This is a genomic window from Streptomyces sp. DSM 40750, from assembly GCF_024612035.1.
GTDB lineage: Bacteria > Actinomycetota > Actinomycetes > Streptomycetales > Streptomycetaceae > Streptomyces.
Genome location: NZ_CP102513.1, coordinates 5,977,517 through 5,998,860 on the forward strand (window position 1 = coordinate 5,977,517; position 21,344 = coordinate 5,998,860).

The following is a 21,344-nucleotide window of genomic DNA, read 5'->3' on the forward strand; positions in this document are numbered from 1 at the left end:
GCTGGCGTACGTGATCGATGGGGAGGGAACGATGCCCGGAACAGTGCTGCTGCTCGCGGCCTCGCCCATGGGCAAGGGGTGCCTCGTGGACGCGGCCTCCGTGCTTCCCGTACTGGCGGCCGTCACGCCCGAGGTGCTGTCCGGCACGGGTACGGCGAACGTGGTCGAGCTGGCCGACCCGCTGGAGCCGCAGGCCGTCCTCACCCGGCTGCGCGCGGCGGCCACCGCGCCCGGGCCGCTCACCGTGTACCTCGCCGGGCAGCTCCAACTCGACCGCAAGCAGCGGCTCGTGCATCTGGCGCTGGCGCGTACGACGCCGGCGACCGTGCGCTACACCGCCTTCCCCTGGCACTGGATCGTGGAGGAACTGCGGCTGCGTACGCCCGGATCCACGACGTTGTTCGTCGATCTGCACGCCGACGCGGAGGTGTGGCGGGAGTTGGCGGGACGGCCGCTCGTGGTCGGGCCGGGGGTGAGTGTGTACGGGCGGATCGCGCCGCCGGCGGCGGGGGTGCGGCGGGGTGTGGCCGTGCCGGGGTACATGAAGGCGTTGGCGACGATATTGCGGAGTGGGCAGCGGCCGCAGGCGGGGGTGCTGCACGAGCAGGTGCTGGCGCGGACGGGGGGTCACGGGGATCTGGTGCTGGCGTGGGACGCGACCGCGCCGGGTGGGGGCGGCCCCCGGGGTGGCTCCCAGGGCGGCCCCCGGGGAGGCTTCGCCCCCGCCGCCCCTGCCCTCACCCCTGACGTGTCGGCGCCGGTGGAGACGTCCGGACCGGTGGCGGACGGCTTGTCCGGGGCCGCCGCGATCGCCGACCCCCATACCGCCATCACCGCCGCCGTCGAAGCCGGGCGGCATTCCGAGGCCGCTGATCTTGCGGCGCGGTGGGAGCAGGGGGCGTTGCGGGAGTTCGGGGCCGGGTCGGAGGAGGTGCTGCACTGGCGGGAGGTGCGGGCGGATCTGGCGATGTTCGCGGGGGACGCGGCGCGGAGTTGTGAGGCCTGGATCGGGGTCGCGGAGGCGCGGCTCGCGGTGGGGCAGTCGGCGCAGGATCCCATGGTCGAGGCGGCGGTCGACCGGGCCCATCATCAGTGGGGGCTGGTCGCGGACGCCGACCGGGCCCGTGAACTCGGCGTCGCGTTGGCGGAGTTGCGCGGACGCGTGCCGGGGCGGCAGGCCGGAGCGCTGGAGCACGTGCGGCAGCATCTGGCCGAACTGCAGCAGCGGGTCGGGGAGTTGAGGTCGGCCCAGCACGTACCCGGTTAGCCGAGCCGGTCGATGAGCCGTCGTTCCGTTCGTCGTAGATCGATGAGCCGTCGATCAGGGCGAATGCCGGGCCGACCTCGGAGGGGGAGTCGTACGAGGTCACACCGTTAAAGCACGTGGTGGACACCGCACGTTGATCACTTAAGCGGGCGTACCTCCGGAACGAATCGGATCCTGATCAGAGAATGATCAGAAACTCCCCAACCGTCGGCAAAATCCACCCTGCGTCACCGCCCGCGGGTTATGACGGTGCTGGGATGCGGACTCTGAACCAGGCGCCCCGGTGGGACGGGTGGGACGGTTCCAGTGTGACCATGCCGCCGTGGGCCGTCGCGATCGCCGTGACGATGCTGAGGCCGAGCCCACTGCCGGCGGCCCGTGTCTCCTCACCGCGTACGAAGGGGTCGAAGAGCCGGGCGCGGAGTTCGCCCGGGATTCCGGGGCCGTCGTCCAGGACCTCGATGACCCGGTAGCCGTCCTCCGTGCCGAGGCCGAGCGTGGTCATGGTGCCCGGCGGGGTGTGGACGCGGGCGTTGGTCAGCAGGTTGGCGACCAGTTGGTGGAGGCGTAGCGGGTCGCCGGTGACCGTGTGGTCGCCGGGGGCGAGAAGCAGCCGTACGGGGTGGTCGGGGTGGCAGTCGCGGGCGGCGGAGGCCGCGTCGCGGCACAGCTGGGCCAGGTCCACGCAGGTGAGTTGGAGGGGTTGGCCGAGGTCGAGGCGGGTCAGCAGCACGAGTTCGTCGATGAGTGTGCTCATCCGGCCGACCTCGGCGGCGATCCGGCCGAGCGCCTCCTGCCGCATCGGTTCGTACGCGGGTTCGCCGACTCGGGCGAGTTCGGCGTAGCCGGAGATCGTGGTCAGCGGGTTGCGCAGTTCGTGCCCGGCGGACGCCATGAACTCGCGCAGCCGCCGCTCGCTGGTCTCGCGTTCCCTGACCTCGAGGCGGCCGAGGCGGCGGGCACCGATCAGGACGGTCGCGAGGAGAGGGAGCGCGGCGGCCGTCTCGGCCTGGAGCAGGCGCTCGACCGCCTGCCGGTCGTCGGCCGTCGAGCGGGCCGTGACGATGTAGTCACCCTCGTGATTCCGGCCCGCCTTCGGGGCGCGAACCACCTTCGCGCGGTAACTCTCCCCGAACGCGGACGGGTTCGCGCGGGCCGCGTACGCCTTCAGGCGGGCGGGTGTCAGCTTCGGGAAGGCGGGGAGGGCGTCGGAGCCCGGGTGGCGCTCTACGACCTTGCCCTGGGAGTCGAGGACGAGGATCAGGTAGTTCTTGTCGAGGGACGGGGCGAAGCCGAGGCGGCTGAACCTCGCTATTTCCTGGTCGGTGCGGGCGGTCAGGTGGTGGGCGAGGGTGTGGGCGGAGAGGGCGGCGACCGCGCCCAGGGTGGCGAGGGTGGCGATCAGCCAGAAGCCGACGGTGCGTTGGCCGGTGTGGTGGGGGCGGATCGGTTGCTCGACGGGAGGGAGGGGGCGGCCGGGGTGGGGCCGGGAGCGTGTGTCGCTCGGTGCCAGCAGCCCGGCCGCCCTGATGTTTCCGCTCAGCCCGCTGAAGCCGCTCATCCGTCCGGTCCGTCCATTCGCCCAGTTTTTCTTCGCCCCCGCCGCCCTTACCCGTCCCTCCCCCAGGGGCTGCGCCCCTACGACCCCGCACCGCCACGGGGCTCCGCCCCGGACCTCGCCAATCGGCTTGGCCCCCCGGACCTCGCCAATGGGCTTGGCCGTCCGAACCGCGCCAATGGGCTTGGCCCTCCGGACCCCGGCCAAAGGTCTCCGCCCTCCGGACTCCGCCCAAGGGCTTGGCCCTCCGGACCCCGGCCAAAGGTCTCCGCCCTCCGGACTCCGCCCAAGGGCTTGGCCCTCCGGACCCCGCCCAAGGGCTTGGCCCTCCGGACCCCGCCAATGGGCTCCGCCCTCCGGACCCCGCCAATGGGCTCCGCCCTCCGGACCACCCCCGCTCATCAAACGCCAGCGGGGCTGAGTGGCTGTCGGGGCCGCCGTGTTGCTGGCCCTGCCCGCGCACCCCCCGGCCCGGCACCCTTCCCCCGGCTCCCTCCCGCCCGTCCGGCTTTCGAGGACTGGACCGGAGGGCGATCAGCCCCTCCGGCTTGGAGGACGGGACCGGAGGGTGGTGACGGTGCACCACCCACTCAGTCGCCGACAAGGCGGCGTCCGCATCGCTCAGTTCGAGCACAGTTGGTAGCCCACTCCCCGCACCGTCCGTATGAGGGACTGGCCCGGTTCGCCCAGTTTGCGTCGCAGGTAGTAGATGTACGTGTCGACGACGCCCGACCCCTCGTCGCGGTGGTTCCAGACGCGTTCCTGGATCTGGCCCCGGGAGAGGACGCGGCCGGGGTTCTCCATCAGGTAGCGGAGGAGGGCGAACTCGGTGGTGGTGAGGTCGACGGGGCGGCCGGCGGCCCAGACCTGGTGGGCGTCGGCGTCGAGTTGGACCGCGCCGGCGCGGAGGCGGTTGCGGTCGGGCGCGGGGTGGCCGCCGCCGGACCGGCGCAACAGGGCGCGGACGCGGGCGGCCACCTCCTTCAGTTCGAAGGGTTTCGTGACGAAGTCGTCGCCGCCCATGTCCAGCCCGCGCACCCGGTCGTCGACACCGCCGAGCCCGGTGAGGAACAGCACGGGAACCGCGTTGCCGCGGTCGCGCAGGGTCCGGCAGACCTCGAAACCGCCCAGGTCGGGGAGGTTGACGTCGAGGAGGATCAGGTCGGGGTCGTACCGGGTGACGGCCTGCAGGGCCTGACGGCCGGTGGCCGCGGCGCTCACCTGGTAGCCGAGGAATTCCAGCGCCATGGTGAGCATGGAACGGATGCCCTCCTCGTCGTCCACGACGAGCAGCCGCCCGGCGGGCGCGGCCGACGCGGCCGACGAGGCCGGTGCGGCCATTGACATCGATGTTGCTGGTGGGACGGGTATCGCTGCTGAGTGGACCGAGGGCACAGGGGTGGTCATGTCCTGTTCCTTTGCGACCGTGACCTCAGTTTGAGGTCTCAAGTTTCGGCAGTCGTATAGTCACATGTACCCGCAGGTAAGGGAGAGCGCTTTCGAAATGATTCGGAACGAGCCGTTCCCGAAATGCGGGAGCGCGCCCGGTCGATGACCGGACGCGCTCTCGGTGGTTCCGCCGCTCTCGGCGGTTCCCACGGCTGATCAACGGGTGATTCAACGGGTGATTCAACGGGTGATCAGCTGGTGAAGATGAAGTGCTTCCAGGCGCCGTGCGTCGTCGTGTTCACGTTGTCGCCGGAGTTCGTGTCGATGTACGAGGAGCGGATCCGGAAACGGATGCCGGTGCTCGGGGTGCCGGTGAGTTCGACCGCGCCCACGCCGCCCGACTCCAGCGTGAAGTACTCCTGGCCCGTGGTCCGCCAGGCGCCGTCGTAGTACGCCTGGACCTGCACCCGGTAGTTGCGGCCCGGGTAGTAGGTCATCGAGGTCGTGAACAGCGGGTCCACGGACTGCCGGAAGTAGTAGTACGTGTGGTTCCAGGCGTAGTTGGTCTTGTAGTGGCGGCTCGGCGTCGTCGACACCCTCACCTTGGTGTAGACGCGGCTCTCCACCGTCTTCGGCGCGTAGCGCGAGTCGCCCGCGAACTTGGCGGTGAGCTTGGTGTCACGGGTCAGGTCGAGGGTGACGGACAGGTTGCCCTCGGAGTTGACCGTGCCGGACTTCACCAGCGTGTTCGGCTTGTCGGAGCCGTAGGGGTCGGCCCAGATCTCGACCTTGCGGTTCTTGTAGGTCGTGCCGAGGTGCGCCGTGAACGTCACGTCCGCGCTGTACGCGTACACGTTGCCGTTCTTGTTGAGCGTCAGCGTGGGCGTGGCACGGGAGACCGCGACCGTGTCGTACGCGGAGGCCGCCTCGTGCGTGGCGTCGCCCGCGTAGGAGACGGTGTACTTCACCGAACCACCGGCCGGCGGGGTGTCCTTGAAGGAGTACGTGCCGTTCGCCGCGACCGTGACCGGGGCGAGCGCCTTGCCCGCCGGGGACTCCAGGTCGGTGCGGGTGACCGTGAGGGTGGCGCCGGCCGGGAAGGCCGCGGTCGAGGTGAGCGTGCCGGTGACCGTCAGCGCCTGGGCGCGGGTGGCCGTGGCGGGCGCGTTGACGGTGAGGGTCGTCGGGGACGGCTTGACGTCGTTCAGGTCGCGCAGTGCGTAGCCGCCCGTGCTGGTGGCGACGACCGCGAACAGGTGCGACTCGTCCGGCGTGAAGGCGAGGCCGCCGGGCACGAGCGTGCCCGCGCCGGTGCCGCCGGCCGTGTTGGTGAAGTCGTAGACGTGGGCGGCCGTGGCGGCGCCCGGCTCGTAGACCCACACGTCCGGCTCGTACATGCCGTTGATGCCCGCGGCGACCGTGCCGTCGGCGGCGATCTCCACGGCGTTCGGGTACGCGTCCGTCGGGTACTTGCCGTCCGGCGTCAGGTCCGAGGTCTTGTACACCTGGTGGAAGTACGGGGCACCGCTGGCCACCACGAGGTGGGAGCCGTCGGGGGTGAGGGCGAGGTCGCTCAGGTTGCTCGCCACGTACTCGCTGGTGTTGGGGCCGCTCGCCGTCTTGGCCGCCGTACCGGACGACACGTCGTAGACGGCCACGGTGATCGGGCTCATGCCCTCGATGCCCGCCGCCAGGGTGTTGGGGGCGCCGGGGGTGGAGGTCAGGGTCGGGGCCGCGTACCAGCCGCGGTCCTGGCCGAGCGTGAGCACGGGGTCGGTGCCGGAGACGTCCAGCGAGCCGATGTTGCCCTGGGTGGCGGCGCCGTAGCCGAACCACAGCTTGCCGCCCGCCCACGCCGGGTACTGCGGGTCGGTGCCCTCGCCGGTCGGGTACCGCTTGGTTTCGGCCACCGTCGCCGTGTCGATGGCCACGATGGCGTCGTCGCCCGGCACGGCCGCGTAGAGCGTGCCGGAATCGGGGGACAGCTCCAGGCCCTTGGCGCCGGGCAGGGAGGGCACGGTGCCGACGACCGTGCCCGCGTAGTCGGTCGCGACGACCTGGCCGCCGGTCGGGTCGGAGACGAAGACCCGCTGGTGGACGCCGTCCACGAGGATGTCGCCGGACGACTGCACCGGCAGGGGCGTGCTGGTGTCGGCCGCGGCGGGCGCGGCCGTGCCGACCGCGAGCGCGGCCGAGCTGAAGAGGACGGCCAGCGCGGTGGCGGCCGGAAGAGTGCGTGTGTGTCTGCGCACGGTGTTTCGAACCCCCGGAAGGAAACGATAGGGACAGCGAAAGAGACGCCGTCGCATACGGCCGCCGGCGCGGGATCGAGGACGTGCCTGATCCGTGGACCGTGTGGGGGGACCGTGTGGGGCGCGTGTGGCGCGTGAGCGAAGACTAGATCACGCCACTGACAGGAGCTTCACAGGGGGCGCCGGGAACGCGATGCCAGCGGCGTGACGGGTCACCCCGTGCGGCGTCCTGTGGGTCACCCTGTGGGTCACCGTGTGGGGCATCGCAGGTCGGGCAGGGAGCGGTTCGGGGAACAGGTCACCGGGGCCAGGGAGAGATACGTGGGGCGTTCGAGGTAGCGGCCGAGGGACACGTCCGCTCCCGAGTTCAGCCGCTCCACCGCGGAGTTGACGAGCGTGGCCAGGTGGATGGTGTCGCGGTCGTGGTCGGAGGCGAACCGGTGCGCGTACTCGGCCAGGGCGCTCGCCGAGCCAGGCTGCCGCGTCCTTCGCCTCGCTCCACGTACCGCGGACCAGGATCGGCGGCTTGATGAGCCAGTACGCCGTCTCCAGCGGCGGAAGATCGACGACCCTTAACTCCGCCGCCATTGGCAGCGCTGACTCGGACACGACGTCAGCTGCGGTGCCGATTCTCCTTGAGCGTGTGGAGGAGGGCGCCGAAGGCGGAGGAGGTGGCCCTGAGTACGGCTTGGGTGGGGTCGGCGCTTTCGGTGAGGTGGATCGTCTCGGGGCCGGCGGATATGTGGACGCAGGCGTCGCCTTCTTGGCAGTGGGACGACTTCCGTGCGGTGGCAGCGACATGGACGCAGGATTCGCCTTGGGCGGGCGCAGTAGGACGACCTCTGCCATGCGTGTAGGCGGTCATGCGGGGCCTCTCATAGTTCGGTGGACAGGTAACCGAACTCACCCCCATCGCCGAACTGCTGACCTCCGAGTTGGCGACCAATGCGGTCCGGGCGGATGCGACGTACGGCCAGGACATCGGGTTGGGGATCGAACTGACCGGTGCCGGGCTGCGGCTTGAGGTGGCCGATTCGGCGGACGGGAAGCCGGAGTTGAGGTGCGCCGGGGACGACGAGGTGTGCGGTCGGGGGCTCGCCCCGGTCGACGCGTTGGCCGACGACTGGGGCGTGGCGTCGCGTGACGGGGGCGGCAAGGTCGTATGGGTGTCGTTGGCGCTGTCGCTGTCGGAAGGGGCCGTGCGGTGACTGCGCTGGATCGGGCGGTTCGTTTCATGGCGCTGCTGGTGCTGCGGTTGCTGATGCCTGGCGGTGGTCGGCGGCGGAGGGCGCCCGGGAGGGGGCGAGGGAAGAGCCCGCATGTTGTGACCGGCCGAGACGCGAACGACGGCGTGGACCCGGCAGCGCCAACCCTGGCCCCCCGCTCCCCGTACAGCACCGACCAGGAGCCCTTCGACGGCAACGCGACCGCCCTGACCCGCCCGTATCTGTCCACCCTCGACATGTGGCTGCCGGGAACGACAGTCGCCGAGCCGATCGGGTTGCTGTTGGCGAATCGCCAAGCGAGAGCCAAGTGGGCGCGTAGTCCCAGCGACACGCCCTGCAGGCGGCGTGTCGCTGGGACTCTCACGCCACTTGACGTTCGCCAACAGCGTCCGATCGGGGGCGGGGCCCGATGGCGGTCATGGAGAAGGTAGACCAGGTCACCGGCAGGTGCGGCACGGTCCGCGCCTCGCTGCTGTACCGCGCACCGATCTTCAGCGAGACGGGCTCGTGTGTGCTCGGCAAGGGGCACGAAGGGGACCACCAGGACTCGCGGGCGGGAGCTGGAACGTGATCCCCTTCAAACCCTTCAGACCTTGACGATCTCCACGGCCGGGCCGCACAGGAGTGTCAGGTCTTCGGGGTCGGAAGTGAGGACGGTGACTGGGCGGGGCTCGGCGCGTCGCGGGCGATGGCGGCGAAGGCTGCATCGATGCCGTGTTTGTGGCCGTGGAGGTGATAGGTGCGAAGGAGGGGGGCGGCCCGGTCGGTGATCTCCTTGGTGACGTCGTGGACGTCGACACGGGTGCGCGTACGGCCTCGGCGAGGTTCTCGGGAAGACTGATCGAGTACTTCTTGCTCCTGCTCATGATGTTCATGGAGTGAGACGCTTGAGGGCAGTACGCAATGGGAATCGGTGCTGTTCGACCCGGAGACGGGCTACCCGGTGACCGAGACGCTTCAGCGGGGCAGCGTGGCGACGACGGACGAGAGGTCCTGAACGGATGCCGGAGAACAAGTATGTGAGGCCCGCGCGACTGAAGGCGGTCCACCTGCCGGGGCCCACGACGGGCGATCCGGAACAGTCCCGTGAGGAACTCGTCGATCACATCCGGGACGGCCTGGCGGAACGCCGTTACGTCCTCGGCGACATCCTGCCGACCGTGGCCGAGCTACGGGAGCGTTACGGCGTACCGGAGGGGGACGTTCACCTCGCGATCCGGGAACTCCGCAGGGCCGAGCTCCTGCAACTGCACGACGAGTACGAGGACACGTACTTCCTCGATCCCGGCCCCGAACAGCCGGCAGGTGAACCGCCGGAGGACCTCGCCGAGCGGGTGCGAAAGCTGGAGGCGCTGTATCGCGACCTGGCGGCCCGTGTGGAGGCGATCGAGCCGCCGCCACCCCCGTCGGCCTGACGCACCACGGCACGGAACGGCCGGGCACACCGGGTACGAGTCCCGTGGTGCCCGGCCGGTGTGCCGAAACAGCGTGCCCCGGACTACGTGAAGATGAAGTACTTCCACGCGCCGTACGTCGTCGTGTTGACGTTGTCGCCGGAGCTGGTGTCGCGGTACTCGGAGCGGAAGCGGAAGCGGATGTTCGTGGTCGGGGTGCCGGTGAGGGTGACGTCGGACTTGCCGGCCGTGCCGAGGGGGAAGTACTCGGAACCGGCGTCCCGCCAGGCGCCCTGGTAGTAGGCCTGGAGCTGGAGACGCTGCTTGCGGCCCTCGTAGTACGTCATCGTGGTCTTGAGGACCGGGTCCTTGGACTTGCGGAGGTAGTGGTACTTCTGGCCCCAGGCCGACTGGGTCTTGTAGTGACCGGCGATCGACGAGGAGATCCTGACCTTGGTGTAGACGGTGTTCGTGACCGTCTTGGCCTTGTAGCGCGCGTCGCCCGCGAACTTCACCGAGAGCTTGGTGTCGCGCTTGAGGTCGACGGTGACCGACAGGTTCCCCTTCGAGTTCACCGTCCCCGACTTCACCAGCTTGTTCGGCCTGTCGGAGCCGTACGGGTCGGCCCAGATCTCGACCTTGCGGTTCTTGTACGTCGTGCCGAGGTGCGCGGTGAACTTGACGTCCGCGCCGTACGCGTAGGTCTTGCGGTTCTTGTCGAGCGTGAGGGTGGTCGCGGCGCGCGAGACCTCGACGGTGTCGGAGGCGGACGCGGCGGTGTGGTCCGCGTCGCCCGCGTACGACACCTTGTACGTGACCTTCCCGCCGGCCGGCGGGGTGTCCGTGAAGGAGAACTTGCCGCCCGTGCCCAGGGTCTTGGTGCCGAGCGACTTGCCCTTCGGGGACTCCACGTCGGTGCGGGTGACCGTGAGCGGGGTGCCGGCGGGCAGCGCCAGGTTCGAGGTGAGCTTGCCGGAGACGGTGAGCTTCTTGGCGCGGGTGGCCGTCGCAGGGGCGCTGACCGTCGCGGTGCTGACGTACTTGCGGGGCTCGTCGAGGACGTGGAACCGGGTCTCGTACGAGGACGAGGTCAGCGCGAACAGCTTCTTGCCGTCGGGGGCCCACACCACGCCGTTGTCGTTCCACAGCGGTGAGGGCTGCAGGTCACGGACGCTCGCGGGCTGGTCGGCGCCCTTGGCGAAGACGTAGGTGTCGCCCTTGTCGTCGAAGTCGTAGACCGTCGCCGCGACCGTGCCGTCCGGGGCGATGTCGACGCCCATCGGCGCGTCCGGCACCGGGAACGTGCGCGTCTGCTCCAGGTCGGAGAGGCGGTACTCGGTGAGCGCGCGGTTGCCCGGGCCGGCCATCACGAGGTGGGTGCCGTCCGGGGTGAGGGCCGCGTCGTTGGGGAAGCCGCCCTTGTTCGCGGAGACCCGGATGACCGGCGTGCCGGAGGCGATGTCGTAGACGATGACCGGGCCGGAGCTGATGCCCGCGTCGAGCGCGACGAGCGTGCCCGGGTTGTCCGGGTCGGCGTACAGCATGGGCGGGCTGGCGTAGTCGTGGCCCCCGGCGAGGTCCAGCGTGACCGTCGGGGCCTCGGCGGTCAGGTCGACCGCGCCGAGCCCGGAGTCCCACTGGTCGCCGTAGGAGAACCACAGCTTGCCCTCGGCGAGGGCCAGTCGCGACGGCTTGGTGTTCGCGCCGGTCGCGTACTCGGCGGTCTGGGTCATGGTCGCCGTGTCGATGGCGACGATCTTGTCCGCGCCGTACACGGCCGCGTACAGGGTGCTGTTGTCCGGGCTGAGTTCGAGGTCCCTGACCTGCGACAGTCCGGTGATCTGGCCGACGACCACGCCGGCGTACGTGGTGACGGCGATCTTGGCCTGGTCCAGGTCGCTGATGAACAGCCGCTGGTGCTTGGCGTCCACGACCGTGTCGGACGGCCGCGCGACGGCGATGGCCCTGCTGCTGTCGGCGGACGCCGGTGCGGCCGTGCCGACGGTGAGCGCGGCCGAGCTGAAGAGGACTGCCATCGCGGTGGCAGCCGGAAGAGTGCGCATACGCACGTGTTTCGAACCCCCCGGAACGAAAGAAATGGGCGCGTCGTCGCGCGGGGCCGGTGTGTTCGACCTGTGCGGCGCGTGTGACGCGTAAGTGAAGACTAGGTCATGTCACTGACAAGAGGGTCACAGGGGGTGGGGGAGAACTCAATGGATTTACGTACGGCGACGGGCGGAGGTGCGCGTCGTCTCCGCCTTCCCGGACTCGCTCCGCTGTCCGGGCGGACGTTGAGCGCACCCGCCTTGGGGCGTGGGCCGGGGTCCTGGCCCCAGCTCGCGCGTCCGCGCGCCCCCCGCTTTCAGAGATATGAAAGATTTCCCGAAGGTCCTCCGTGTGTCCTTGGGTCAGGACGGGACGTACCCGCACATCACCCGAACCACAAGGAGTCCTTCGTGTCCCTGAAGCACCGAACGGTTCTCGGCGCGGCCGGCGCCGCTCTGTCTCTCGCCGGGGTCCTCGGCACCGCGGTCACGGCGGAGGCGGACACCACCCGGTACAGCACGCACAAGGCGGCGGTGGCGGCGCTGACGAAGGGCGGCATGTCCTTCAAGATCGTCTCCAGCGGCAACTGCTCCCTGCACAAGAAGGGCTACACCCGCTGCACGTCGCTCGACGAGGTGCGCAAGGCGAGCATCACCGGCATCCGGGCCTTCAAGAGCAGGAGCAAGTGCGCCGTCACGATCACGGGTGGCACGGAGGACGGCCACGCCGGCGGCACCACGTCCCGGGGCAAGACCCACTGGATGGGCTGGAAGCTGGACGTGTCCCCGACCTCCTGCGTGAACAAGTACGTCACCAGCAAGTTCAAGTACGCCGGCAAGCGCGGCGACGGCGCCAAGCTCTACAAGTCGCCCAGCGGCAACATCTACGCCCGCGAGAGCGACCACTGGGACATCCTCTTCAACAACGCCGCCGCCTGACGGGTACGACGACCCGCGCCCCTGTCGGGGTGCGGGTGCCAGGCCTACGGCCCCGGATGTCAGCCCGCGCCGTACGGGTCGAAGGAGATGCCGGACGGCTTGGCCCGCTCCAGTTCGAGGTTGAAGCGGCCGTCCTTCAGCGGGAAGTTGGCGTCGCCCCAGGTGGCGTTCTGCAGCCTGCTTTGGAGGTTCACGCCGTTGGTGCCCGTCCCCATGCTGTTCCAGCTGACCAGGCGTGGGAAGTCCCAGCCGCCGTCGCCCCAAGCCTCCGCGACCTCGCCCGACTTGGCGAAGCGGAAGGTGTGGGTGAGCGCGCCGTCTTTGTGGTAGACGACCTTGAGACGGACACCGTCCCTCGGGACCGAGCTGAACGACGTCGTCGTGTAGTTGCCGTGGCCGGAGACGGACGCGTACTCGGGCGTGCTCGCGCCCTGCCGTATCCAGATCACCGCAGCTTCCCAGTCGTGGCGGTGCGACGTGGCGGTGCAGTTGTCGCAGCTCATGTCCTTCTCGAAGTACAGGGTGTAGACGATCCCGCACCAGCCGTTGTTGCACTTGACTCGCGAGTAGGTGTTGGCGTTGCCGAGATGGCCCGAGCGGCACTGGCCGGTGACGGGCCCGCTGTCGTCGAGGCCGCCGTTGAGGGTGCCGTTGATGTCGATGGCCGCCACGGGGAGGCAGCCGTCCGTGTCGTAGTCGAAGACCGGCTGGAACTGCTTCTGGAACGTGGTGGTGCGCTCGGACAGCGGGGTCAGCACGGCGGCGCTGGCACTGCCTGTGAACCCGATGGTCAGCGCGGCGGCGGCGCCCGCGACGAGCGCGGTCCGGCCGAGGCTCCTGAGGCGGGGGAAGCGGGACGTTCTGCCACTCGGGGCGGCGGCTGCGGCTGCGTTCGACATCAGCGGTTCTCCACTTGTCGCTTGTTCTGCGTGGGGGATACGGATAGGGGAGATACGGGGCATGCCGTCGGTGACCCGGCACGGCGAGTGAAAGGCTGACAGAGACATGCCACCCTCGGAAGTGGCAACAGCGTCTGTTTGTCAACGCGTCGGACTGCGGTCACGGGAACCGCGTTCCGGTGATCGGGGGTTCACTTCCGCTCGGAATGGCATAGGGGAGACGTACTGCGGATGACGGGATTTCGACGGCTGTCGACCCTGAGGGGCCCACCAGCCGGCGCCTCCGTCACGCGCCCCGGCCTGAACACGAGCGCCCGCGTACGGGAGTGGAGGCCGTCGGCGCCGACGGCGAGGTCGAACGCCGGAGGCCTTCACCGCGTTCGTCGGGTCGCTCTGAGCGGCGAGGGCGCCGCCCCGTAAGGAGCGGCGCCCTTGAAGAGCTTTGGTCGGCCGTGGTGGGTCAGCGGTCGAGGACGATCTTCGTCGTGGTGACCGGACCGGCGTTCGGCGACGCGGACGCGGACTTCTTCTTGTCGGGGGTCGCATCCCTGGAACCCGGCGAGGCCGTGCTCTTCACCTGGGAGGAAGCCGACCAGGACGGCTACTCCTACCCCGCCCCTGCGGGTACGCCGCCCCGGCGACCCGGAGACGGACTGGGACGAGGACGAAGACGACGACGAGGACGAGGACGACGACGAGGACGAGGACGACGACGAGGACGAGGACGACGACGAGGACGACGTGTTCGCGTTGACCGACGTCCACATCGAGCTCGACGACGAGTGACCTGGCCGGTCAAGGCCATCTCGCCGTGCGCCCGACGGCGCCGATGTGCAGCAGGTCTTCGAAGTGTTCAGTGCGGTCGCTCCCAAGGGCTGGCGCGTGGAGCTGATCGAGGGTGAGATCTGTGTGACGTCGCTGGGCGACGGGCGACACGCGGCGATCGTGTCGGAACTCAGCGGGCAGGTCATCGGCCGTCGACAGGTCCGGTCCCTGCGCAACTACACCGGCATCGGCCTGAACGTCCCTGGCACATGCGAGACAGGTCACGTCGTCCCTGACCTGGTCATCGCCCCCAAGGGGAGCTTCGGCGACCAGGAAGAGTGGCACGATCCCTCCCCCGTCCTCCTTGCCGCCGAGGCCGGCCGTGCCCCTACCCACCCCCCTCGGCTTCGAGCTGGACACCGCCGAGTTCTGAGCGGAGCGAAGCGGTGTCGGGTCAGCGGGGGAACACGGTCGCGATGGTCATCAGCGCGGCGATCGCGAGGAGCGCCGCGGTGAGGGAGCGGGCGTGGCGGGTGAGCAGGTCTCGGATCACGGGGACCTCCCAGCGGCGACGTCAACGGTGACACGGGCAGCTGCGGCGGGGCCGGCCGGCAGCGGACGCTGAACCGCTGAGTGGCTTATTAAGCGTGGTTAACGCGTCGCTTAACGTAAGGCTTTGGCCTGCCAACGGCAAGAGGGCGTTGAGGAGTTGGGGTAAAGCGGTCGCCGTAAGCGGGCTTACTGGCATGCTTACGCCATGGCAGGTATGGCCGAGCGTGACGACCCCGAGGTCATCGGGCGCAGAGTGCAGCGGATGCGGACGGAACGGGGCCTCACGCAGCGGCAGTTGGCGGAACCGGCGTACACCCCGGCGTACATCTCGACCCTGGAGGCCGGCCGGGTCCGGGCCTCCGAACCCGCGCTGCGGCATATCGCCGAACGGCTCGGGGTCGGATATGAGGAGCTGGCCACCGGACGCCCCGCCGGCTTCGCCACCGAGCTGCGGCTGCGGCTGACCGGCGCCCAGCGCACCCTCGCCGGCGGTGCCACGGAGGCCGCCGCCGAGGGGTTCACGGTTGTCCTCGCGGAGGCGGAGGAGTACGGGCTGGCCGCCGAGCAGGCCGACGCGCTGCTCGGGCTCGGGGAGTGCGCCCTGGAGACGGGTGACCTGGAGGCCGCCCAGCTGCGGTTCGAGCAGGCCGAGCAGCGGCTCGGGGACGCCCCGCTGCCGGCCCGGGTCCCCGCCCTGCGCGGCCGCGCGGTCGCCCACTACCTCGCCGGTGAACTCCGCTACTCCTGCTACCTGTACGAGTCCACGCTGGACGAGCTCAACCGCAACGGCATGCACGACCCGGACGCGTTACTCCTCCTCTACACCGGCGTCATAGCCCCCTACATGGACATGGGCGCGCACGCCCGCGCCGCCCAGGCCGCCGAGCTGGCCCTCGCCCTCGCCCCGCAGTCCGGCGACCCGGCCCTCGTCGCCCGTATGCACCGCTCCGTCGCCCGGACGATGATCGCCGAGGGGCGGATCGCCGAGGCCGACGCCAGCCTCGCCAAGGCCTCCGAGCTGTACCGGCAGCTCCAGATCCGCACCGAGCTGGCCAACTGCCACTGGATGCGCGGCTACCTGCACGCCCAGAACGGCGACTACGAGCGCGCCGAGGCCGAACTCCGTGAGGCCCGCTGCATGCTCTCCGCCAAACGCGCCGCCCTCTACACCAGCCAGGTCGCCGTCGAACTCGCCGACGTCCTGCACCGCCAGGGCAAGTCCGACGAGGCCGCCGAACTCCTCCACGAGGTCCTCACCGACCTCAACTCCGAACGCGGCGCCCTGCACTCCGCCGCCGCCCACCGCCTCCTCGGCATCATCGCCGAGGACGCCCGCGACGCGGACGCCGCCGAGGAACACTACGTACGGGCACTGAGCCTGCTGGAACGGGCGGGCGCCGCCGGGGACCTGGCCGATCTGTGCCGGCTGCTGGGGGATCTGTACCGCCGCGGCGGCCGGGTGGAGGCCGCGCTCGACGCGTACCGCACCGGCCTCGGCCACCGCACCGCCCCCGGTACCACAACACTCGGACCGGCGCCCGCACAGCCGCCTCTTTGAGCCGGCCGGCCGATGATGGTCACCCGGCTCCTCGTCTCCTGCTGTGCGGCCGACGCCGGGTCGGTGCGGCGGGTGGCCGAGCCGGAGAACCCGTACGAGAAGAGGTGAGACCTCGGCGCGTCAGGGGCCGAAGTCCATCTCCGCGATCACCTTGTCGTCGCCGTCGTAGACCGTGACCTTGTGCACGGGGTTTTCGAAGTCGAGGGAGCGTGCGACGTCCTCCGGGACCTTCACATGACCGTAGTAGACGCCCCAGCTGGTGTTGCCCTTCAGACGCAGGACCGTGCCGTCGACGACCTTGCCGTCGTAGGCGGTGATCCTGACACCGGCGGCCGCGGACCGGACGCCGTAGAAGAGACCGTGGAAGGTGTAGCCGCCGCCGGCGGAGCCCGAGCCCTGCATGCTGAGGCCCGGCTCGCCGGTGTCGAGGTTGCCGTCGACCAGGCTGCGGAACTCGTCCGGGCTGGTCACGCCCGGCTCCGGGTCCGGATCCCGCCAGTGCTTGCCGTCCGCCGTCAGCCACAGCTCCGTGCCTTCCTCGGTGGTCACCCGCTCGTCGGGCGCGACGACCCGCACCTTCCCGGCGAGCGGCGTGGAGGTCGCGGACGTAAGGGTGGGCCTCGGGGTCGGTGAGGGCGAGGCGCTGGCGCTCGGGATCGCGCTCGGCGGGGCCATCGGCCGGACCGTGGAGGAGGGGCCGTCGGGGCGGAGGGCCAGCACGACCAGCGGGGCCAGCAGCAGCCCGCAGCCCGTGCTCAGCGCGGCGGCCCGGCGCCGCCGGCGACGCCTGCGGCCGTCCCGCTCGATCGCCTCCAGCGGTACGGGCGGCGGCGTGACGTCGTACGCGGCCTCGGTGAACGCCTCGCGCAGCCGCTGCCCGGTGGCGTCGGCGGCGCCCTCGCCACCGGCTCCGGTCGTGTCGGTCCCGGCGGTCGGGTGGTTCATGGGCGGGCTCCGGGGACGGGCGAGGGGGGCGCCGGGAGGGACGGGGGAGAGGGGGAGGCGGTGGAGCCGTGGGCGTCGTCCGTGTGGGGGGCGGCGGCGAACACGGGGTGGGTGCGCAGGGCCTGGAGGCCGCGTCGTACATGGGTCTTGACCGTGCCGAGCGAGCAGCCGAGCACCTGGGCGATCTCGTTCTCGCTGAGGTCCTCCCAGAAGCGCAGCACCAGCACGGACCGCTGCCGGGCCGACAGCGCGGCCAACGCCTCGGTGACGGCGGCGCGTTGGGCGACCGACTCGGCGTGCCCGGCCTGCCGCTCGTGCACCCGCTCCGGGAGGAACGGTGTCAGCAGATGGGCCACGCGTCTCTTCCGTACGCGGCTGATGTTGTTGTTGACCAGCGAGCGCCGTACGTAGAAGTCGACGTCGTCGCGCGGTATGCGCCGCCAGCGGGCGTACACCTTCGCCAGGGTGGTCTGCACGAGATCCTCGGCCTCGTGGAAGTCGCCGGTCAGCATGTGCGCGGTGCGCACCAGGCGAGGCCAGGCCGCGGTGGCGTACGCGGCGAAGCCGCCGTCCTCGGGCGGTCCGGGCTGCTCGTTCGTTCCGGGTTTCTCGTGCGGCACGGACGACGGTCCTCGGGGTCGGGAGTGGGGGAGCGTGCCCGTGCGGGCGGGGGAATGGTCAGGTCCCCCGCCCGCACGGTCACTTCGAGCTGCTGATCGCTCTGGCCGTCAGGTCAGCAGGGTCAGTCAGATCAGTCAGGTCAGGTCAGTTCAGCCGCAGCTGGGAGTAGACCCGGCCCTTCGTGTCGTAGACGGTGACATTGCGGAGGAAGTCCTCCCCGTCGTCCCCCGGGGGCAGGTCGGCGATGGCGTACCAGACGCCCCAGCCCGGCTTCCCGGCCAGCTCGATCAGTTTGCCGCGGACCTTGCCCGTGCTCGTGGCGACCTCGACGCGGGAGGCCGTGCCCTTGCCGCCGTAGTAGAGGCCGGAGAGGTAGTAGCGACCCTCGAAGCCGCTTGCCTGGAGGGACACCCCCGGCTGCGTCGGGTCGATGTTGCCGTCGACGACGCTGCGGAACTGCGGGTCGTCGGGCATGTCCGGGTCTGTCCAGTGCTTGCCCTCCGCCGTCAGCCACAGCTCGAAGCCGGGCGCGGCGACGACGTGCTCACCGGGCCTGACGATGCGCGGAGTCGGCGCCTTCTTGGCCGCCGCGGCCGCCGACTGGGCGGTGGTGTGCGCCGTCTCCCCCTGCGAGACGGCGTACGACAGTGTCGGAGCCCCCGCCAGCAGCGTGGTCAGCGCGGCGACGGCGACGTACTTGTGCATCCGTGTCATGGTCACGAACGGACTACCCCCATAGGTGTGTTGGTCTGACACCCTTGAAAACCCGTAAAAGGCAGGGGACGGATGACAGCGGCGGCCGACTTTTTTCCGGCCTCAGGAGCGGCCGACCGTGAAGTGCCGGGTGAGGCCCGCCCCGACCTGCACGGTGACGTTCGTGCCGGGCTTCCAGGAGACGCGCGGCCGGAAGTCGACGCGTTGCCCGTCGGCGAGGCCGCGGTCCTCGACCCAGCTCCAGGAGCCCCCGGCGCCGGAGTCCATGACGACCTTCAACTGTCTTTCCACCTCAGTACGTTCGGCCGTCGGCACCGGGCGGTCGAAGGTGACGGTGATCGGCGTGCCGGCTCCCACGGTCTGCCCGTCGGCGATGTCGACACGCGCGCTGTCGAGGGCCTTCAGCACGGTGGGCGTGGGCTTCACGTCCACGATCTCGGCGTCGACGCCGGCGTCCAGCTCGGCCTGAGCCTCCGGTATCGAGCTCGGCCCCTCGACCCGCACCCCCGTCCCGCTCCCCGAACAGCCCGTGAGCGCGAGCGCGAACGTACACGCGGCGGTGGCGACGAGCACACGAACGGGGCGACGCGCACTCCCCGTTCCCGCGGTCCTGCTCCTCGTGGTCATGGTCTTCCCCCAGCGATGTCTTTGAACGATTTCTTTCAGCGGTGTGTTCCGGCGATGTGTTTCGATGTGCGGCGTACGTACGGGACCTGTACGCACGGCGGGGGCGACCGGGTTGCATGGCGATGCACGGGACTTCGGACAACGGCAGGGGCATGACCGAGGAAGAGTTCGACGCGTTCTACGCCACCGCGTTCCCCCGGCTGACCGGCCAGCTCTACGCCTTCACCGGGGACCACGGCGAAGCGCAGGACGTCGTGCAGGAGGCCTTCGTACGTGCCTGGGACCGGCGGCGGGAGTTCCTCGCGGAGGGGGCGCCCGAGGCATGGCTGCGGACCGTGGCGATGCGGCTCGCGGTGAGCCGCTGGCGGCGGGCGCGCCGCTGGCTGGAGCTGGTGCGCCGCGATCCGCCCCCGGACCACGCGCCGGGGCCCGATCCCGAGCGCGCGGTGCTGGTCCAGGCGTTGCGCAGGCTTCCGGAGGCGCAGCGGATGGCAGTGGTTCTGCACCATCTGTGCGACTTGAGTGTCGAGCAGGTAGCCTCCGAGACCGGTGCGCCCGTGGGCACCGTCAAGGCCCGGCTGTCCCGCGGCCGGGCGGCGCTGGCGCGCGAACTGGCCCCCGGCGAGGGTGAGAAGGAGGACGGCCGTGTCCGATGAACTCACCTCCCGTCTGCGCGAGTTGGCCGAGACCGCCGAGTCGCCCCCGCCCGGCTCCGGCGCCGACGTCCGCGCCACCGCCGGACGCCGCCGTCGCCGTCGCCGTACGACCGCCGCGACCGCCGGAGGGTGCGCGGCCGCAGCCCTGGCCGCCTTCCTCACACTGAGCGTCGCCTCGTCCCACGGCACGGAGCACCGCCGGTCCCCGGCGGCTTCCGCCACCCCCGCCGCGACCGCGGCCGCCGCCCCCGACGCCAAGGTGGACCTCTCCCGCCGGATCCTCACCGTCGCCGGCCGCGAACTGCCCATCTCCTCGGGCACCTCGAAGACTCCGACCCCGACCGGCCTCATGACCGTCACCGCCAAGAACAGCGACAAGCTCGTCACCGGCGAGACGCTCGGCCTGGGCGACGCGTACGAGATGAAGCTGACGTGGGTCCTGGAGCTGTCCCCGGTCGAGCCAAGCGGGACGGGGGGCGAGGACGGGAGCGACGTGGGCGATGCGCCCGGTACGGGGGACGAGGACGGGAGCGACGTGGGCGACGAGCGCGGTACGGGGGGCGAGCGCGCCACGACGGCCCCGAGCGAGCCCGCGAGCGAGAGCCCGACGCAGCGCGCGGCCCGCAGGGTGGTCTACATCGCCGCCCTCACCTACGAAGAGAAGGCCCCCGGCAACTACGACACCACCCCCGGCTGGATCGGCCTCCGCACCGCCGACGCGCGCTGGCTGTACGAGCGGCTGCGGAGGGGCGCGCTCGTGGAGATCCAGGGCGCGCCGACGACAGCGGAACCGACCCCGGCCGTCACCACCCCGACGACGGACGACGGCCCGGTCGTCCCGACCGCCCTGCCCGAGAGCGCCTCGCCGGGGCGATGAAGATCGCGGACTCGGGGAACGCGGTGGAGGCGCACTCGGGCGGCCGTACGGGGTGTCCGGTCACCCTTACGCCCTTGTGCGCTGGTGGGCGGGCCCGGGTGGTGTTGGCGTAGGAGCGGAAACGTCGTGCTCTCGGGAGGCTCCGCCATGCGTCGTCCGTACCGTGTTCTCGCCCGGGTCGTGGGCGTCGGGATGCTCTCGGGGGTGGCGGCCTGCGCCGTGGACGATCCGGGGCACCCGCGCGGCTTCCCCGAGGCCGCCGTCGTCGAGGAGACCACGGCCGCCGCCTCGCCCACCGCCCCGCCGACCTCCGCCCTCACCGACGCCCATGTCCGCGGCGCCCTGCTCCGCCAGGGCGACCTCGGCGACGCCTGGGCCGACACCCAGGGCGCGGCGACCTGGCGGGACGGCATCCTCAAGGGCCGCACCGACCGCCCCGAGTGCCAGGAACTCCTCGACACGGTGTACACCGAGGGCCTCCTCGGCAAGCCCAGGGGCGGTACGGCCGTCACGGGCTTCGACGACAACGAGTACGGCGCCCAGCTGCGCTACCAGGTCGGCGCGTACGACAGGGCCGACATCGACGCCCGCCTCGGCCATCTCGGCCAACTCGTCGACGACTGCGGGGAGTTCACCATCACCGGCGTCCAGGGACGGGAGTACGCCGCCGAGGTCACCCCCATCGAGGTCCCCGACGGCATCGGCGACGCCAGGCAGGGGCTGCGACTGATCGTCAGCGGCGACGTCGACGGCGAGAGCGGCGCCCTCACCCTCGACCTCGTCACCGTACGCGTCGGCGACACCGCCGCCCTCCTCACCCACGGCGGCCTCCACGGAATCGACGACACGGCCACCAGAGAGGCCACCGAGGCCGGCACCCAACGCCTCCAGGACCTCCTGAAGAAGGAGAAGAAGGAGAAGAAGGACCGCGAGAAGAAGGACAGCGGGGAGAAGGAGAAGGAGACGCCCTCCGAGGCCCCGAGTTCCGAGGGGGCGCGCTGAGTGCCTGAAGCCCCTGGCAGGCCAGGGGCTTCAGGCACGGTCGGGGAAGGACGCCCGA

Annotated in this window: 20 protein-coding genes and 3 pseudogenes; 10 read left to right on the forward strand and 13 right to left on the reverse strand. The window is 70.8% G+C overall.

Annotated elements, in window-relative coordinates; all coding sequences use genetic code 11:
• Positions 1-31 precede the first annotated feature (31 nt).
• Positions 32-1,267, forward strand: coding sequence for a hypothetical protein (locus tag JIX55_RS26775; RefSeq protein ID WP_257565809.1), 1,236 nt, complete (start codon positions 32-34; stop codon positions 1,265-1,267).
• A gap of 241 nt (positions 1,268-1,508) precedes the next feature.
• On the opposite strand, the gene JIX55_RS26780 is transcribed toward JIX55_RS26775, so the two are convergent.
• From JIX55_RS26780 to JIX55_RS26800, 5 genes and pseudogenes are all read right to left on the reverse strand, one after another.
• A complete protein-coding gene (locus JIX55_RS26780) occupies positions 1,509-2,828 on the reverse strand; it encodes a sensor histidine kinase (RefSeq protein ID WP_257565810.1) in 1,320 nt (439 codons plus the stop codon).
• A gap of 618 nt (positions 2,829-3,446) precedes the next feature.
• Positions 3,447-4,166 carry a response regulator transcription factor gene (locus JIX55_RS26785; RefSeq protein WP_257565811.1) on the reverse strand — a complete coding sequence of 240 codons (720 nt, stop codon included), beginning with the start codon at positions 4,164-4,166 and terminating at the stop codon, positions 3,447-3,449.
• 299 nt (positions 4,167-4,465) lie between these two features.
• Positions 4,466-6,523 carry an Ig-like domain repeat protein gene (locus tag JIX55_RS26790; protein ID WP_443046530.1) on the reverse strand — a complete coding sequence of 686 codons (2,058 nt, stop codon included), beginning with the start codon at positions 6,521-6,523 and terminating at the stop codon, positions 4,466-4,468.
• A 191-nt stretch (positions 6,524-6,714) separates the two neighbouring features.
• Positions 6,715-7,183 (reverse strand): annotated as a pseudogene (locus tag JIX55_RS26795) (hypothetical protein); the annotation flags it as partial.
• On the reverse strand, positions 7,080-7,448 hold the full coding sequence (locus tag JIX55_RS26800) for a DUF397 domain-containing protein (RefSeq protein WP_443046531.1): 369 nt from the start codon (positions 7,446-7,448) through the stop codon (positions 7,080-7,082). The pseudogene JIX55_RS26795 and the gene JIX55_RS26800, both read right to left, overlap by 104 nt.
• Here JIX55_RS26800 and JIX55_RS26805 point away from each other — a divergent pair.
• Positions 7,390-7,674 (forward strand): ATP-binding protein, encoded by a 285-nt coding sequence (locus JIX55_RS26805; RefSeq protein ID WP_331609855.1) that lies wholly within the window; start codon positions 7,390-7,392, stop codon positions 7,672-7,674. The two genes, JIX55_RS26800 and JIX55_RS26805, sit on opposite strands and share 59 nt — an antisense overlap.
• Before the next feature lie 436 nt (positions 7,675-8,110).
• Entirely contained in the window at positions 8,111-8,263 is a 153-nt protein-coding gene (locus tag JIX55_RS26810) for a hypothetical protein (protein WP_257565815.1), read from the forward strand.
• 15 nt (positions 8,264-8,278) lie between these two features.
• Here JIX55_RS26810 and JIX55_RS50950 read toward each other — a convergent pair.
• Positions 8,279-8,496, reverse strand: a pseudogene (locus JIX55_RS50950) (DNA-binding protein); the annotation flags it as partial.
• A 197-nt stretch (positions 8,497-8,693) separates the two neighbouring features.
• Between JIX55_RS50950 and JIX55_RS26815 the strand changes: the two are divergent.
• Positions 8,694-9,107 (forward strand): GntR family transcriptional regulator, encoded by a 414-nt coding sequence (locus JIX55_RS26815; protein WP_257565816.1) that lies wholly within the window; start codon positions 8,694-8,696, stop codon positions 9,105-9,107.
• Between the two features lie 83 nt (positions 9,108-9,190).
• Here JIX55_RS26815 and JIX55_RS26820 read toward each other — a convergent pair whose 3' ends face one another.
• Positions 9,191-11,149, reverse strand: coding sequence for an Ig-like domain repeat protein (locus JIX55_RS26820; RefSeq protein ID WP_257565817.1), 1,959 nt, complete (start codon positions 11,147-11,149; stop codon positions 9,191-9,193).
• Between the two features lie 393 nt (positions 11,150-11,542).
• Here JIX55_RS26820 and JIX55_RS26825 point away from each other — a divergent pair, with 393 nt between their 5' ends.
• Positions 11,543-12,070 carry a hypothetical protein gene (locus tag JIX55_RS26825; RefSeq protein ID WP_257565818.1) on the forward strand — a complete coding sequence of 176 codons (528 nt, stop codon included), beginning with the start codon at positions 11,543-11,545 and terminating at the stop codon, positions 12,068-12,070.
• 59 nt (positions 12,071-12,129) lie between these two features.
• Here the strand turns inward: JIX55_RS26825 and JIX55_RS26830 are convergent, their stop codons facing one another.
• Together JIX55_RS26830 and JIX55_RS26835 are read right to left on the reverse strand one after the other, a co-directional pair.
• On the reverse strand, positions 12,130-12,969 hold the full coding sequence (locus JIX55_RS26830; RefSeq protein ID WP_257565819.1) for an NPP1 family protein: 840 nt from the start codon (positions 12,967-12,969) through the stop codon (positions 12,130-12,132).
• Between the two features lie 573 nt (positions 12,970-13,542).
• Positions 13,543-13,734, reverse strand: coding sequence for a hypothetical protein (locus tag JIX55_RS26835; RefSeq protein WP_257565820.1), 192 nt, complete (start codon positions 13,732-13,734; stop codon positions 13,543-13,545).
• Between the two features lie 84 nt (positions 13,735-13,818).
• Here JIX55_RS26835 and JIX55_RS51515 point away from each other — a divergent pair.
• Positions 13,819-14,097: pseudogene (locus JIX55_RS51515) on the forward strand (Uma2 family endonuclease); the annotation flags it as partial.
• A gap of 403 nt (positions 14,098-14,500) precedes the next feature.
• The gene (locus JIX55_RS26845; protein ID WP_257569493.1) at positions 14,501-15,844 is read left to right on the forward strand and encodes a helix-turn-helix domain-containing protein; all 1,344 of its coding nucleotides are present in this window, start codon (positions 14,501-14,503) and stop codon (positions 15,842-15,844) included.
• A gap of 120 nt (positions 15,845-15,964) precedes the next feature.
• On the opposite strand, the gene JIX55_RS26850 is transcribed toward JIX55_RS26845, so the two are convergent.
• The 4 genes from JIX55_RS26850 to JIX55_RS26865 all read right to left on the reverse strand — a co-directional run bounded on the left by JIX55_RS26850 (position 15,965) and on the right by JIX55_RS26865 (position 18,751).
• Complete coding sequence (locus JIX55_RS26850; RefSeq protein ID WP_257565821.1) at positions 15,965-16,789, reverse strand: hypothetical protein; 825 nt, start codon at positions 16,787-16,789, stop codon at positions 15,965-15,967.
• A complete protein-coding gene (locus JIX55_RS26855; RefSeq protein ID WP_257565822.1) occupies positions 16,786-17,409 on the reverse strand; it encodes a SigE family RNA polymerase sigma factor in 624 nt (207 codons plus the stop codon). Before JIX55_RS26855 ends, JIX55_RS26850 begins: the two co-directional genes overlap by 4 nt.
• A 145-nt stretch (positions 17,410-17,554) precedes the next feature.
• Complete coding sequence (locus JIX55_RS26860) at positions 17,555-18,115, reverse strand: hypothetical protein (RefSeq protein ID WP_257565823.1); 561 nt, start codon at positions 18,113-18,115, stop codon at positions 17,555-17,557.
• 111 nt (positions 18,116-18,226) lie between these two features.
• Positions 18,227-18,751, reverse strand: a complete 525-nt coding sequence (locus JIX55_RS26865) for an Ig-like domain-containing protein (RefSeq protein WP_257565824.1) — start codon at positions 18,749-18,751, stop codon at positions 18,227-18,229.
• A 152-nt stretch (positions 18,752-18,903) separates the two neighbouring features.
• On the opposite strand from JIX55_RS26865, the gene JIX55_RS26870 reads away from it, so the two are divergent.
• The 3 genes from JIX55_RS26870 (at position 18,904) to JIX55_RS26880 (ending at position 21,286) form a co-directional block, all read left to right on the forward strand.
• A complete protein-coding gene (locus JIX55_RS26870; protein WP_257565825.1) occupies positions 18,904-19,407 on the forward strand; it encodes a SigE family RNA polymerase sigma factor in 504 nt (167 codons plus the stop codon).
• Positions 19,397-20,284, forward strand: coding sequence for a L,D-transpeptidase (locus tag JIX55_RS26875; RefSeq protein WP_257565826.1), 888 nt, complete (start codon positions 19,397-19,399; stop codon positions 20,282-20,284). The genes JIX55_RS26870 and JIX55_RS26875 overlap by 11 nt, the downstream gene beginning before the upstream one ends.
• 147 nt (positions 20,285-20,431) lie before the next feature.
• On the forward strand, positions 20,432-21,286 hold the full coding sequence (locus JIX55_RS26880) for a hypothetical protein (protein WP_257565827.1): 855 nt from the start codon (positions 20,432-20,434) through the stop codon (positions 21,284-21,286).
• The last annotated feature ends 58 nt before the right edge of the window (positions 21,287-21,344 follow it).

Excerpts from the sequence above, each read along its gene's own strand:
- JIX55_RS26810 (WP_257565815.1), top strand. The coding sequence starts at position 8,111 with ATGGAGAAGGTAGACCAGGTCACCGGCAGGTGCGGCACGGTCCGCGCC.
- JIX55_RS26865 (WP_257565824.1), bottom strand. The coding sequence starts at position 18,751 with ATGACCACGAGGAGCAGGACCGCGGGAACGGGGAGTGCGCGTCGCCCC.
- JIX55_RS26780 (WP_257565810.1), bottom strand. The coding sequence starts at position 2,828 with ATGAGCGGCTTCAGCGGGCTGAGCGGAAACATCAGGGCGGCCGGGCTG.
- JIX55_RS26790 (WP_443046530.1), bottom strand. The coding sequence starts at position 6,523 with ATGCGACGGCGTCTCTTTCGCTGTCCCTATCGTTTCCTTCCGGGGGTT.
- JIX55_RS26870 (WP_257565825.1), top strand. The coding sequence starts at position 18,904 with ATGACCGAGGAAGAGTTCGACGCGTTCTACGCCACCGCGTTCCCCCGG.
- JIX55_RS26815 (WP_257565816.1), top strand. The coding sequence starts at position 8,694 with ATGCCGGAGAACAAGTATGTGAGGCCCGCGCGACTGAAGGCGGTCCAC.
- JIX55_RS26830 (WP_257565819.1), bottom strand. The coding sequence starts at position 12,969 with ATGTCGAACGCAGCCGCAGCCGCCGCCCCGAGTGGCAGAACGTCCCGC.
- JIX55_RS26800 (WP_443046531.1), bottom strand. The coding sequence starts at position 7,448 with ATGTCCTGGCCGTACGTCGCATCCGCCCGGACCGCATTGGTCGCCAAC.
- JIX55_RS26775 (WP_257565809.1), top strand. The coding sequence starts at position 32 with ATGCCCGGAACAGTGCTGCTGCTCGCGGCCTCGCCCATGGGCAAGGGG.
- JIX55_RS26820 (WP_257565817.1), bottom strand. The coding sequence starts at position 11,149 with ATGCGCACTCTTCCGGCTGCCACCGCGATGGCAGTCCTCTTCAGCTCG.
- JIX55_RS26850 (WP_257565821.1), bottom strand. The coding sequence starts at position 16,789 with ATGAACCACCCGACCGCCGGGACCGACACGACCGGAGCCGGTGGCGAG.
- JIX55_RS26860 (WP_257565823.1), bottom strand. The coding sequence starts at position 18,115 with ATGCACAAGTACGTCGCCGTCGCCGCGCTGACCACGCTGCTGGCGGGG.
- JIX55_RS26785 (WP_257565811.1), bottom strand. The coding sequence starts at position 4,166 with ATGGCCGCACCGGCCTCGTCGGCCGCGTCGGCCGCGCCCGCCGGGCGG.
- JIX55_RS26880 (WP_257565827.1), top strand. The coding sequence starts at position 20,432 with ATGCGTCGTCCGTACCGTGTTCTCGCCCGGGTCGTGGGCGTCGGGATG.
- JIX55_RS26845 (WP_257569493.1), top strand. The coding sequence starts at position 14,501 with ATGGCCGAGCGTGACGACCCCGAGGTCATCGGGCGCAGAGTGCAGCGG.